This is a genomic window from Bacillus sp. OV166, from assembly GCF_900177675.1.
Lineage (GTDB): Bacteria > Bacillota > Bacilli > Bacillales > Cytobacillaceae > Neobacillus.
The window spans coordinates 5,489,062-5,502,739 of sequence record NZ_FXWM01000001.1; the positions used below are offsets into that span (position 1 = coordinate 5,489,062).

The window sequence follows — 13,678 nt, forward strand, 5'->3', positions numbered from 1 at the left end:
CTTATACCCCCTGGGATTTCTTGGTCTTCCATTTATAACCTATTCCACGTACTTTAATAAACTCATAAATTATATTCTTAAATTCTTTATCTATAAAAAGTACTAAGGTTAATAGAAGGAAGTTAAAAACAACAGCTAAAAATGGATGGGAATCTAGAAAAAATTCAATACCACCTAAACAAATGATAAAAAATGATAAGTATGGATATATTGCCTTTTTGGCAATAATCCAACGATTGGGATTGTAAATCCAAAATCCTAATAGGGCAATTCCTTCAATCATTACACCTGCGAATGCTGCTCCAGTTACACCAAATAACCTGCTTAAAAACAAATAAAGAAAGACTCCTGAAATTACTGCAATCGATTGAACAATGGTACGAAGAGACTGTAATCCCTTTGTCGTTAAACCATCTGCTAATGCAATATTAATTGCCTGTAAGGTAAGCATTAAGGATAAAATTTTCAGTGGAAATGATGCATGAATCCACTTATCACCAAACAGTAAATCTATTACAACATTTGACATATAGTAAAAAGGAATTGTCATCGCCATTCCTACTAATGTCATGATCTTGATAAGCGTTATGTTGTATCTTAAATGATCGTCTAATAGATTATTATTAAAGGCTCTGAATAGTACTGGGTAATAAGCTCCCGCAATAATAAATGGAATTTGCTGTAATGCCTGGGGAATTCGATAAGCTACTGCAAATAATGCAACTTCTTCTAGAGTTATGGTCTTTTCAAGCACTAGGGGTCCTAAATGCGGAAGCATTACAAAAAGCAATCCACCTAAAGTAAATGACCCTAGATTTTGTAAAAGTCCTTTATGGAATTTACCTTTCAATCGAATGTTAACATTTCTACTTACTAGATAGACCCCAAACACACCTCCGGCAAAATAAGACAGACCATATAAAGTGGTAATAATCAATGGCTTAAGGCTAAAGTGAATCCCTACTGTTAGGGTCAGAACTAAACAAACAGAAGAAATAATTCGTATCATCCCGTTATACTGCATTTTCTCAATCATTTGAAAAAACGTTGTACCGATACTTTGTAGGGCAATTCCTAAAACCATCGGAATAATTAAATAATACGCTGTTTGTATTAACTCTTTATTCCCTGAGTTTGAAATATGAATTACGACAAATCCACAGATAAATGTTGCTACAAGTAAAACCATTCTCATTTTCACATATGAAGAGATTAGGATGGATAGATCCATATCCTTTTTAGATCCTTCTCTTAAGACAATGGTACTTAGTCCAGCATCTGTAAAATATCCCATAATCATTGCAAATGCTAACACAACACTAAACATCCCATAATCATACGACTTTAAATAATTGGCTAAAATGATTAGTGCCGTAGCATTTAATACACTAGATAGTGCTGTACTATAAAACAGATGAGTAATATTTTTTGCAATAGAATTTTTCTTTAATTTCTCCATAAAAATAGCCACCTTATATTAACAAACACCTGATTAAAGAAGTTTTCCCCCTAGTAATTATCCTGTTTGATAAATAACTCCTACAATTCTATTGTTTTTTCTATCCAAGTAATCTTTTGTTAGAAGTACATCTTCTTTCTTCGTTTTATTTTCTGTTAGCACTAAAATAACACCATCACATTGATTTGCTAGAATATGAGAATCTGATGCTATTAAAAAAGGTGGGGCATCAATGATTACCACATCAAACTCCGACACACAGTTTCTAACAAATTCCTTTACTTTACTTGCTATCCATATTTCTGATGGATTTAAAGGAATAGGACCAGTTGGTAAAACGAATAGTCCTGGGACAAACGTTTCTTTGATATAAAGTTGGATGTTTTCTTCATCCAAAATCACATTTGTTAATCCATTCTCATTTTTTATCTGAAACAAACTGTTTAATGAAGGTTTCCGTAAATTGGCATCAACAAGTAGTACCTTTTTACCTTGCTCAACAAAAGCAATTGCTAATTTAGAAGAGATAATAGATTTTTGTTCCTCATTACGTGGCGATGTTACCATTAATAATACCGAATCACTAATAGATACTTGATCTATATTCGTACGAATCATTCGAATTTGTTCAGTACTGATTAAATCTTCATTAAGCTGAAGCCTTTGCATTATTTTTTTTGTTTCATCCCTTTTCTTATACACTGATTTGCCCCCTCTTATTATCATTTAAGACGGCTGACTGTTGCTTCCTTTTGTTTTTATTCATAAATTTTCTTTTGCTATTTTTTAAATTTATTTGTCCTAATACTGGTAAACCTACAATACCTTCAATCTCTTTTACATCTTTAATCGAATCGTCCCAATACTCTCTAAACATTGCAAGGCCAACACCAAGGAAAATTCCAATCATTGCACCAATTGCGACGTTTAAAGACAAACTTCCAACGATCTTAATCGATGGATCTCCATCTGTATCACTTAATAGCTTTATATCCTTAACATTAAACAGCTCATACATTTTATTGACCGATGTTTTAGCTATGGTATGTGCAAGCTTCTTAGTACTTTCCAAATCATGATCCCTTACTACTACATTGATAATTTGTGAATTTCTATTATTTTGTACAACTATCTTTTTCTCTAATTCGTCATCATTTATATTAAGCTCTTTTTTAACAGAATTTAGCACGATTGGACTCTTTATGAAATCAATTGTTGAAGCAAGCAGCATACTAAGTTCTTGTGTATCACTATAATTACCTTCTTCCTTTGTAAGTTTGCCAATTAGGATATTTTCAGTAGCTTCATAGGTTGGCTTTAATAAAAATAGGGATAAACCAACAGTCAAAAGAGATACACATATTACTGTAAGAATGATGGTTACTATTCTCTTTCTAATAATGCGAAGGAACTTTTTTAGATCTATTCTTTCGTCCATGGTGACCTCCAAAAACTAATATATTTATTACTCAGTTTTTACCATATGAATCAATCATGAGAGAACTGAAACATCTCGCTCCATCGTTAGCAATACATTCATCCCTCTAATTACTCTTTATAACGAACACAAAGGTGCAACTTAACAAAAAAGTGTTGGATTCTACTTTGAATTCAGCGCGTCTTCTTCTGGAGTAGAATAATAATTATGTACTCCTTTATCTTTAATATAGTTTGACCCTATATTCGTGTATAAACTATTTCTCATAGACTCTTTTGAAAATTCTATTATTGGATTATTGCCCTTTACTATATGAGCGTCCCATATTAAACCTTCAAATTTATTATCAGAGCCACTTACTGTTATTACTTCTTTAGTATATTTAGAGACTTGAATTTGAAGTCCACTAAAATCATTACCAGAACTTTCATTTGGAACACTCATCGAGCTATTAATATCAATACAGCTTATACAGTCATCCAAGGTTAGATTAATAAATCGATTGCCGTTAATAAAGCTATATTTATTACTATCTTTCGGTTTTTCAGCTTCCAATTTAACACCGGTATGAAATCCTGCAATTCTAATATCAGTAAAATTAACAAAACAAATGAATTGACCTGGGCCACCTGCATAAAGATGAAGACCTGTACCCCTATGTGAGCCGCTGGTGTTTAAGAGTGTAACATTTTTGATTTGAGTTCTATCCCATGACCAAAATTTATGAATACCGTCTAAGTAAATAACATCTGAATCAAAGTTAGCATCTATTATTTCAAGAACTCCATTTGATATTGACGCATTTTTTTTCACATTAATTGCTTGAAAGTTCCCTTCTATTCTTAACCTAGTATTTTGACCAAATTCCAATTCAACACCCTCTTTTAAAACTAATCCTTTCTTTAGAATATAACTCTTATTTCCAAGTAACTTTACTTTTCCAATTTTTGTTTCATGGCTGTAATTTATTGCTTCTTGAATGGATCGTGAATCGTCTTTCAAATCATCACCGATAGCTCCAAATTCATCCACATTCACATATTCGTTTTGGCCAGTGCCAGTCCTTGTAGCGACTTGATGCTCATTTTTAAATAAAAAAAGAAGGCCAACAATAAGAAAAATGGCTGAAATATATATAGTTGTACTCCTTCTAATCATAATTCTCTCCTTACAATCCCTTAAGTTATTCTTTATATAATCAATTATAGTTCATTATAATGAACAAATCAACAATATCATCCCATAAATAGGTAATTATGCTCGTGAACAACATTTTCCAATAACATCTTACAAAATTGGCTTGTGCAACAATAACTAAATTTTCAAGATGTTGTATGAATGTTCTGATTTTCGTAATTCATTTTGATTTTAACCGACTGTTGTTGTCCTTTTTTACTCCGATTATTTTTAAACCAATCATAAGTTTTTTCTAACCCAGCCTGAAAATTATGAAGTGGTTCCCAATCCAGGTCCTGTTTAATCTTTGTATTTTCCAACCTAGAAAATTTGATATCACCTTGCTTTGGCTCTTTATAGATTACTTCTTTTATATCTTCCAAATTTCCGAGAGTATAAATAAAATCGTTCACACTTGTCTCTGTATTAGTTGATAAATTATAAACCCCTTTGAGATCATATTCGACGCCGCGATAAATGGCATAGGCAACATCTTCTACATATATAAAGTCCCTAGTTTGCTCTCCGTCCCCAAAAACCTGCAGGGGCTCTTGTTCTAAAACATTGTTAATAAAAATGGAAATGACTCCACCTTCACCGACTGTTCCTTGCTTAGGACCAAAGACATTTGAAAAGCGGTAACAAAGTGTATCAACACCAAACATTACAGTCCACTTTTTGCAATATAGTTCCCCTACCCATTTATTGATTCCGTATAGTGATAGAGGATCACATAAAGCATCTTCTTTCAATGAAATATCATCATTAAGACCATAAACGGCTGCTGAAGAAGCAAATACTACTTTTTTCACTCCATATTTGTGTGATAATTGAAGTATATTTGTCAATCCTAGGATGTTTGATTGAGAATCTAGGTATGGGTTCACCATTGATGTTCCGACATTTACTTGTGCTGCCAGATGAATAACTACATCAAATCGATTAGATTGGAATACCCCCTCACACATTTGGTCTTCTACGTTTAATTGATAAAATTTATGATTGAACTTCACATTATCCTTATTTCCTGTAGAAAGGTTATCAATAATGTAGACTTCATCACCTTCCTTAAAAAATCTTTCAGCAACAAAGGAACCTATAAAGCCATAACCACCAGTTACAAGGACCCTCATATTTTCACCTCTATATATTTTGTCTAATTGTTATAACTATTTTTTGCCTTTTTGTAGGGCTTTTCTTAACTCAATTAAGTCTTTCTCATTTATCAATCCAGATTCTAGTGCAATATTTATAAAAATGTTCCAATTTTTTACATTCCCTTTACCATTATCATTTGTATCAGATTTTGCGGTATCTTGGCTTAAAAGTGTTTGTATGTCTACATCTAGTACTTTGGCTATTTTCCCCAAAATTTCAATTGAAGGGTTACTCTGGATATTCCTTTCGATTTGACTTAAGTAAGATTTTGAGATAGATGTTTTCTCAGCTAATTGAGATAAGGTAAGGTTTTTTTCTTTCCTTAATTTTTGAATTATATTTCCTAACATAATGTGCCTCCTAAAATAAATTTCACTCCTCTCTTAAATATCATTATAGTAAACAATTAGTTCTCTGTAAAGAACGATAATAATCACTTAATACTTTTGGTAAGTGCTTTATTACGAACAATACTTAACCATTAACTCATTTTTAATAAAATAAATTGACACCACCGCTAAGTTGTAGTAAATTTTATAAATAATCTAAATATTAATTTTCTTATCAAGAGAGGTTGAGGGAATGGCCCGAAGACACCTCAGCAACCATCAATGGCTACACTCATTGAAAAGGTGCTAAGTCCTGCAAATTATTCGTTAATTTGCAAGATAAGAAGAATGACTTTTTGGTCGTACTTACAAAAGCCTTCTTCTTATAAAAAGAAGGCTTTTTTTATTTATTATATTTACTACACAAGGAGTGGTCATCATGTACAAAATTGAAACGAAACTTGCCCAAATAGGAAACCGCAGTGAGACAACAACTGGAACCGTTAACCCACCTGTATACTTTTCAACAGCCTTTCGTCATGAAGGTATCGGGCAATCCACTGGGTTCGACTATACCCGCACAGGAAACCCAACGCGTCAGCTCCTAGAAAAAACAATTGCTGATTTAGAGTGCGGTGATCAAGGATTTGCCTGCAGCTCTGGTATGGCAGCAATCTTAACGATTCTTTCTTTATTCCAATCCGGTGATGAATGGCTGGTAAGTGAGGATTTATACGGCGGTACCTACCGTTTATTAGAAAAAGGCTATCAAAAATGGGGCTTGAAAAGTCAATATGTTAATACCTGTTGTCCGGAAGAGATTGAAAAGAAAATTACGCCGCAAACAAAGGCCATCTTCCTTGAGACACCAACCAATCCACTTATGCAGGAATCCGATATTGCCGCTGTTTCAAAAATTGCCAAGGAACATGGACTATTGCTAATTGTGGACAACACTTTCTATACGCCACTGTTACAACAGCCGATAACACTTGGTGCTGATATTGTCATCCATAGTGCGACGAAATACTTAGGTGGCCATAATGATGTTCTAGCCGGACTTATTGTCGCTAAAGGAAAAGAGCTTTGTGAAGCATTGGCATTCCATCATAATGGTGCTGGAGCAGTGCTGAGCCCATTCGATTCCTGGTTATTAATGCGTGGTATGAAAACTTTGTCACTACGAATGGAACGACATGAAAAAAATGCAAAGAATATTGTCGAATTTCTATCCCAGCATGATGCTGTCACAGATGTCCTCTACCCAGGACGCGGTGGAATGGTTTCCTTTAGAATCAAGGATGAAGCTTGGGTTAATCCATTTTTACAAGGCTTAAATCTAATCAGCTTTGCGGAAAGTTTAGGTGGAACGGAAAGCTTTATCACTTATCCGGCAACGCAAACCCATGCGGATATTCCTGAAGAAATCCGAATTCAATCCGGCGTCTGCAATCGTTTATTGCGTTTCTCCGTTGGACTTGAGGATTCACAAGACATAATTGAAGATTTGGAAAAAGCTTTTGCCCATGTTCAAGAAGGAGTGATTGCATAATGGCACACGAAGAATACACATTTGAAACCAGGCTCCTTCATAATAAGCACAAAATTGATCCTACAACAGGAGCGGTTAGTGTACCCATACAGCATGCATCCACTTTTCACCAATCTGATTTCGATCAGTTTGGCAAGTACGATTATGGCCGCAGTTTAAATCCGACAAGGGAAGCACTTGAAGATGTCATTGCTGAACTTGAAGGCGGGTTAAAAGGCTTTGCCTTCTCATCTGGTATGGCCGCCATTTCGACGGCATTTCTCCTGTTATCTGCAGGTGATCATATTGTCATTACGGAAGATGTCTACGGCGGTACATTTCGGATGGTCACAGAGGTCCTCACGCGGCTCGGAATTGAACATACCTTCGTCGATATGACGAATTTATATGAAGTAAAACAAGCCATTCAGGCAAATACAAAAGCGTTCTATGTGGAAACACCATCGAATCCATTAATGAAAGTGACTGACATTAAGGCAATTAGCAATTTAGCTAAGGAGACGGGCGCGTTAACATTTGTCGATAACACCTTCCTTACCCCCTCCCACCAACGGCCATTGGAGTTAGGTGCCGATGTCGTGCTCCATAGCGCGACGAAATTTTTATCGGGTCATAGTGATGTCGTTGCCGGACTTGCTGTCGTCAAAGACGAAAACTTGGCGAAAAGATTAGGTTTCTTGCAAAATGGGTTTGGGGCGATTTTAGGTGTTCAAGATGCATGGCTCGTTTTAAGAGGGATCAAAACGCTACACGTCCGACTGGAACAATCACAAAAATCGGCTATTAAACTAGCGGAATTTTTAGATGCTCATCCGCTTGTTGAAAAGGTTCATTACCCAGGGTTGGAAAGTCACCCACAATATCAAATTCAGAAAACGCAAGCAGCTGGTCCAGGAGCGGTCTTATCGTTTGAATTAGCTAATGAAGATGCACTTCGCACCTTTCTTGCCAATGTAAAAATTCCTGTATTTGCTGTCAGTCTCGGAGCGGTAGAATCGATTCTTTCCTATCCAGCAAAAATGTCCCATGCAGCCATGCCTCAAGAAGAGCGGGAGAAGCGCGGGATTACAAATAGTCTGGTTCGCTTATCGGTCGGACTTGAAAATCCCGATGATTTAATGAAGGATTTTTCACAAGCACTAGAGCAAGTTCGCAAAACACAATTGGTATTACATCAAGGAGAATCATCATGAGTTTTTTAGATAAATTAAAAAATCAAATCTTAATTGCTGATGGAGCAATGGGTACTCTATTGTATTCCTTTGGTAAGGACAGTTGTTTGGAGGAACTAAATCTTTCCCAGCCCGGACACATCCAAACTATCCATAAAGCCTATATTGATGCAGGTGCTGACGTGATTCAGACTAATACTTATGCGGCAAACTATTTAAAGCTGCAGAGGTATGGTTTGGAGGATTCTGTAAAGGAAATTAACAGTGCAGCCGTCTCTATTGCCAAAAAGGCAGCTGCCCAAAACGATACGTACGTCCTTGGAACTATTGGTGGAAATCGAGGAATTAAGCCGGATTCCATTTCTATAGAAGAATTAAAGCGAAGCTTCCGGGAACAATTATATTGCCTCCTTCTTGAAGGAGTGGATGGCTTATTGCTTGAAACCTTTTACGATTTTGAAGAGCTTGAAACCGTTCTAACGATTGCTAGAAAGGAAACAAAGCTGCCGATTATTGCGCAGGTCTCCCATCAAGAGCCCGGGCTTATGCAGGATCGAACTCCTGTCAATGACGCCTTAAAAAGACTTGAAGGCCTGGGAGCCGATGTGGTCGGGCTAAATTGCCGTCTTGGCCCCCATCATATGCTATTAGCGTTAGAACAGATTGAATTACCAGCACATGCTTTTCTATCTGCCTACCCAAATGCCAGTCTCCCTGCCTATACTGACGGAAAGTTTCATTATGAAGGAGATGCCGATTATTTCCGAAATTCAGCAAAAGCTTTCCGTAACCAAGGTGTACGGTTACTTGGCGGATGCTGCGGAACCACTCCTGACCATATTAGAGCATATGCTTCTGAACTAAAAAACAGTGTTCCAGTCACTGAAAAAATAGTAAAATTAAAACCAAAGAAGATAATCGTTGAATCTCATTCTTCTAAAAGGGAATACACTCCCCTACAGGATATTGTGAAAGAGAGACCATCGGTTATAGTTGAATTAGATCCTCCTAGAAAACTAGATACAACAAAGTTTTTCCAAGGAGCTAAAGCCTTAAAAGAAGCGGGCATCGATTCGATTACCCTAGCTGATAATTCACTTGCAACGGTCCGAATTTCCAACGAATCGCTGGGCTATTTAGTGAAACAGGACTTAGGAATGCGTCCGCTCATTCATATTGCGTGCCGTGACCGCAATATTATCGGATTGCAATCGCATTTAATGGGTCTGCATACGCTTGGGATGAATGATGTTCTTGCTATTACTGGTGATCCTGCAAGAGTAGGAGATTTTCCAGGTGCATCATCTGTTTACGATGTGTCCTCCTTTGAACTTATTCAAATGATTAAGCAGTTGAATGAAGGATTGTCTTTTTCAGGGAAAGATCTGGGGCAAAAGACAGACTTTAGCATTGCGGCAGCCTTTAATCCCAATGTCCGCTCACTGGAGAAAGCAGTGAAGAGACTTGAGAAAAAAGTTCATTATGGGGCAGATTACTTTATCTCCCAACCGGTTTTTTCTGAGGAAAAATTACTCGAAGTTTATGAACATACAAAGCATCTTGATGCACCAATCTATATTGGCTTAATGCCACTAATTAGCAGCAAGAACGCTGAGTTCCTCCATAATGAGGTACCTGGTATTAAGATTGCCGATTCAATCCGCCAGCGGATGGCCCAACTAAATGATCAACCGCTTCAAGCTGCCCGAGAAGGAATTGCCATTACTAAGTCACTAATCGATGCAGCCTTAGATTTATTTAACGGTATTTATTTGATTACACCATTTTTACGTTATGAATTAACTGCTGAATTGGCGTTATATACCCGTCAGCGTGCTAGTGAATTGAGGAGGAGCACCTATGCCGAAAACACCATTTACTGAACAACTCAAAAAACGAATCCTCGTGATGGACGGGGCAATGGGTACCATGATCCAGGAAGCAAATCTTACAGCGGAAGATTTTGGCGGCGAGCAGTATGAAGGCTGTAACGAGCACTTGAATTTAACCGCTCCATCCGTCATTGCTAATATTCATCGTGAATACTTAGAGGCTGGAGCAGATATCATTGAAACCAATACATTTGGGGCGGCAAGCCTGGTTCTCGATGAATATGAACTTGGTTTTAAAGCCTATGAAATTAATAAAATAGCTGCCTTTCTTGCTGTGAAAGAAGCTTACAAAGTTTCAACTGATGAGTGGCCGCGTTATGTGGCAGGCTCAATGGGCCCAACAACAAAAACCTTAAGTGTAACAGGTGGAACTACTTTTGATGCACTTGCAGCCGCATACGAGGAACAAGCCATCGGCCTAATTGATGGCGGTGTCGATTTACTGCTTCTTGAAACGAGTCAGGATATGTTGAATGTAAAAGCGGGCTATGTTGGTATCGAAAGGGCGTTTGAAAAAACCGGCAAAACGCTGCCGCTGTTTATTTCAGGGACGATCGAGCCAATGGGTACAACGCTCGCAGGGCAGTCAATTGAATCGTTTTTTATTTCCGTTGAACATATGAATCCCGTTGCTGTGGGACTTAACTGTGCAACTGGGCCAGAATTTATGCAGGATCATGTCCGCTCATTAGCAAATCTAGCATCGACAGCAGTCAGCTGTTATCCAAATGCAGGTTTGCCTGATGAAGAAGGTCATTATCATGAAACACCAGAGACTTTAGCCAAAAAGCTGTCTGATTTTGCCGCACATGGCTGGCTTAATATTGTCGGTGGCTGTTGTGGGACGACTCCAGACCATATTAAGGCGATTGCCGATGCGATGAAAGCCTACCAACCAAGAGAATTTAAACAAACCTCAGTTCATATGGTTTCCGGGATTGAACCATTCATCTATGACGATCCAACGTTAAGACCCATCATGGTCGGCGAACGGACCAATGTAATTGGCTCACGAAAATTCAAACGGTTAATTACCGAGGGGAAATTTGAGGAAGCATCAGAGATTGCTCGAGCCCAAGTCAAAGGCGGCGCGCATGTCATTGATCTTTGCCTAGCCGACCCTGACCGTGAAGAAATCGTTGATATGGAAAACTTTATTAAAGAAGTTGTTAAGAAAGTAAAAGCTCCCCTAGTGATCGATTCAACCGACGAAAAGGTCATCGAAAGAGCCCTTAAATATTCACAAGGAAAAGCGATTATCAATTCCATTAACCTTGAAGATGGTGAGGAACGATTTGAAGCAGTTGTCCCATTAATCCATCGCTATGGTGCTGCGATCGTCGTTGGAACCATTGATGAGGAAGGCATGGGAGTAACTGCACAGCAAAAGCTAGCCATTGCTAAACGCTCTTATGATATATTAGTGAACAAATATCACCTGAAGCCACAGGATCTCATTTTTGATCCGCTTGTTTTTCCAGTTGGTACGGGTGATGAACAATATATTGGTTCCGCCAAGGCAACGGTTGAAGGCATCCGGTTAATTAAGGAGCAGTTCCCAGAAGTACAAACGATTCTTGGAATTAGTAATGTCTCCTTCGGGCTCCCTCCTGTCGGTAGAGAAATTCTAAACTCTGTCTTCCTTTACCACTGCACCCAGGCTGGACTTGATTATGCTATTGTTAATACAGAAAAACTAGAACGGTTTGCATCTATTTCAAAAGAAGAAGTTCAATTAGCGGAGGCCCTCTTGTTTGATACAACAGATGAGTCGCTCGCTACATTCACTGAATTTTACCGTGGCAAAAAGAAAGAACCGAAAACAACCGTTCCAAATATGACCTTAGAAGAGAGACTCGCCTATTATGTGGTTGAAGGTACAAAAGAAGGCTTGCTGCCGGATCTAGATCTAGCGCTTGAAACGTATCCTGCCCCGCTTGATATTATTAATGGACCATTAATGGATGGGATGAAAGAGGTTGGCCGCCTCTTTAACGACAACCAGCTCATCGTTGCTGAGGTGCTCCAGAGTGCTGAAGTAATGAAAGCAGCCGTTTCGCATTTAGAACCTCATATGGAAAAAGGCGATGTTTCTGCTACAAAAGGGAAAATCATTTTAGCTACCGTAAAAGGCGATGTTCATGATATCGGTAAAAACCTCGTCGATATTATTCTCAGCAATAATGGCTATGAAGTAATCGACCTTGGGATTAAGGTGAATCCAACTGACTTGGTTCAAGCCATTCTTAGAGAAAAACCAGACATGGTTGGTTTATCGGGTTTGCTGGTCAAATCTGCCCAGCAAATGGTGTTAACAGCTCAGGATATGAAGGATTCCGGTATTGCCGTACCTATCCTCGTTGGCGGTGCAGCTCTTTCTCGGAAATTCACAGATACGAAGATTGCCAAAGAATATGACGGCCTTGTCCTTTATGCAAAGGATGCAATGAATGGTTTAGCCCTTGCGAATCAATTGAATTCGGAAGAGGAAGTTCAAAAATTAATGCTTGCGAAAAATGAAAAATTAGCCTCTTTAGCTATTCCTAGGGAGTTTGAGCGCCCCTCGACTGTATCTGTTGCTGTAAAACCGAAACCGGCTGTATCGACCCAGGTTCCCGTCTTTACACCAATGGACACAAAGAGGCACATCCTTAGATCGTATTCACTTTCACATATCGAGCCCTATATCAATTTGCAAATGTTGATTGGCCACCATCTCGGTGTAAAAGGGAAAATTGCGAAGTTACTAGCTGAGAAGGATGAAAAGGCTGTTAAGGTAAAAGAAGTCGTGGATCAATTACTAGCAAATGCTAGTGCAAACAATTGGATTACGCCTGCCGCTGTTTATCAATTTTTCCCAGCACAATCCGATGGGAATAAGGTCATTATTTATCATCCTGAAAATCAGGATCAAATTTTGGAAACCTTCGACTTCCCACGTCAGGAATCAGCACCAGGTCTTTGCTTAGCTGATTTTCTAAAGTCAGTTGATAGCGGTGAAAAGGACTATGTCGGCTTCTTCACCGTCACGGCTGGTAGAGGAATTCGTGAAAAGGCAGAACAATTTAAAGCGGAAGGACGCTTTTTGGAGTGCCATGCACTTCAATCATTGGCACTTGAAACGGCGGAAGGCTTCGCTGAATTAATTCACCGTCAAATGCGTGACCGTTGGGGCTTCCCGGATCCGCTTGATTTCAGCATGCAAGACCGATTTGCGGCCAAATATCCAGGTCAGCGTTTTTCGTTCGGCTACCCTGCTTGTCCTGAATTAGAGGATCAGAAAAAACTGTTTAAGTTGATTCAACCGGAGGAAATTGGCATTCAGTTAACAGAGGGCTGTATGATGGAGCCAGAAGCTTCGGTTTCAGCAATCGTATTCGCTCATCCGGAAGCTAGGTATTTTAATGTGTTAAGATAAAGATTTTTTATGAGATTCCGCGGAATAAGTTCGTCATTCCGCGGAATTTTTCTTTTACCGTGATCACCTCTTGTCGTTATTCCG

The 13,678-nt window shown here is 38.3% G+C and carries 10 protein-coding genes and 1 riboswitch; of the genes, 4 read left to right on the plus strand and 6 right to left on the minus strand.

Annotated elements, in window-relative coordinates; genetic code table 11:
- Position 1: 1 nt before the first annotated feature.
- The 6 genes from CCK98_RS27025 to CCK98_RS27050 all read right to left on the minus strand — a co-directional run bounded on the left by CCK98_RS27025 (position 2) and on the right by CCK98_RS27050 (position 5,581).
- Complete coding sequence (locus tag CCK98_RS27025; RefSeq protein WP_088089412.1) at positions 2-1,459, minus strand: oligosaccharide flippase family protein; 1,458 nt, start codon at positions 1,457-1,459, stop codon at positions 2-4.
- A 57-nt stretch (positions 1,460-1,516) separates the two neighbouring features.
- Positions 1,517-2,161: a CpsD/CapB family tyrosine-protein kinase gene (locus tag CCK98_RS27030; protein WP_179195940.1), complete on the minus strand. Its 645-nt coding sequence runs from the start codon at positions 2,159-2,161 to the stop codon at positions 1,517-1,519.
- Entirely contained in the window at positions 2,154-2,897 is a 744-nt protein-coding gene (locus CCK98_RS27035) for a YveK family protein (protein WP_088089414.1), read from the minus strand. The genes CCK98_RS27030 and CCK98_RS27035 overlap by 8 nt, the downstream gene beginning before the upstream one ends.
- Before the next feature lie 162 nt (positions 2,898-3,059).
- Positions 3,060-4,055: a glycosyl hydrolase family 28-related protein gene (locus CCK98_RS27040; RefSeq protein WP_088089415.1), complete on the minus strand. Its 996-nt coding sequence runs from the start codon at positions 4,053-4,055 to the stop codon at positions 3,060-3,062.
- Positions 4,056-4,219: 164 nt separating this feature from the next.
- Positions 4,220-5,206, minus strand: coding sequence for an NAD-dependent epimerase/dehydratase family protein (locus CCK98_RS27045; RefSeq protein ID WP_088089416.1), 987 nt, complete (start codon positions 5,204-5,206; stop codon positions 4,220-4,222).
- A gap of 36 nt (positions 5,207-5,242) precedes the next feature.
- The gene (locus CCK98_RS27050; protein ID WP_088089417.1) at positions 5,243-5,581 is read right to left on the minus strand and encodes a helix-turn-helix domain-containing protein; all 339 of its coding nucleotides are present in this window, start codon (positions 5,579-5,581) and stop codon (positions 5,243-5,245) included.
- Positions 5,582-5,789: 208 nt separating this feature from the next.
- Positions 5,790-5,906: riboswitch (SAM riboswitch) on the plus strand.
- A gap of 93 nt (positions 5,907-5,999) precedes the next feature.
- Between CCK98_RS27050 and CCK98_RS27055 the strand changes: the two genes are divergently transcribed.
- The 4 genes from CCK98_RS27055 to metH are packed head-to-tail and all read left to right on the plus strand — an operon-like array spanning position 6,000 to position 13,594.
- Positions 6,000-7,112, plus strand: coding sequence for a methionine biosynthesis PLP-dependent protein (locus CCK98_RS27055; RefSeq protein WP_088089418.1), 1,113 nt, complete (start codon positions 6,000-6,002; stop codon positions 7,110-7,112).
- A complete protein-coding gene (gene metC / locus CCK98_RS27060) occupies positions 7,112-8,305 on the plus strand; it encodes a cystathionine beta-lyase (protein ID WP_088089419.1) in 1,194 nt (397 codons plus the stop codon). The genes CCK98_RS27055 and metC overlap by 1 nt, the downstream gene beginning before the upstream one ends.
- Positions 8,302-10,167, plus strand: coding sequence for a bifunctional homocysteine S-methyltransferase/methylenetetrahydrofolate reductase (locus tag CCK98_RS27065; RefSeq protein WP_088089420.1), 1,866 nt, complete (start codon positions 8,302-8,304; stop codon positions 10,165-10,167). The genes metC and CCK98_RS27065 overlap by 4 nt, the downstream gene beginning before the upstream one ends.
- Positions 10,145-13,594 carry a methionine synthase gene (gene metH / locus CCK98_RS27070; RefSeq protein WP_088089421.1) on the plus strand — a complete coding sequence of 1,150 codons (3,450 nt, stop codon included), beginning with the start codon at positions 10,145-10,147 and terminating at the stop codon, positions 13,592-13,594. Before CCK98_RS27065 ends, metH begins: the two co-directional genes overlap by 23 nt.
- Positions 13,595-13,678: the final 84 nt, after the last annotated feature.

Coding starts and splice junctions, on each gene's coding strand:
- CCK98_RS27025 (WP_088089412.1), bottom strand. CDS start 1,459: ATGGAGAAATTAAAGAAAAATTCTATTGCAAAAAATATTACTCATCTG.
- CCK98_RS27035 (WP_088089414.1), bottom strand. CDS start 2,897: ATGGACGAAAGAATAGATCTAAAAAAGTTCCTTCGCATTATTAGAAAG.
- CCK98_RS27040 (WP_088089415.1), bottom strand. CDS start 4,055: ATGATTAGAAGGAGTACAACTATATATATTTCAGCCATTTTTCTTATT.
- CCK98_RS27045 (WP_088089416.1), bottom strand. CDS start 5,206: ATGAGGGTCCTTGTAACTGGTGGTTATGGCTTTATAGGTTCCTTTGTT.
- CCK98_RS27050 (WP_088089417.1), bottom strand. CDS start 5,581: ATGTTAGGAAATATAATTCAAAAATTAAGGAAAGAAAAAAACCTTACC.
- CCK98_RS27055 (WP_088089418.1), top strand. CDS start 6,000: ATGTACAAAATTGAAACGAAACTTGCCCAAATAGGAAACCGCAGTGAG.
- metC (WP_088089419.1), top strand. CDS start 7,112: ATGGCACACGAAGAATACACATTTGAAACCAGGCTCCTTCATAATAAG.
- CCK98_RS27065 (WP_088089420.1), top strand. CDS start 8,302: ATGAGTTTTTTAGATAAATTAAAAAATCAAATCTTAATTGCTGATGGA.
- metH (WP_088089421.1), top strand. CDS start 10,145: ATGCCGAAAACACCATTTACTGAACAACTCAAAAAACGAATCCTCGTG.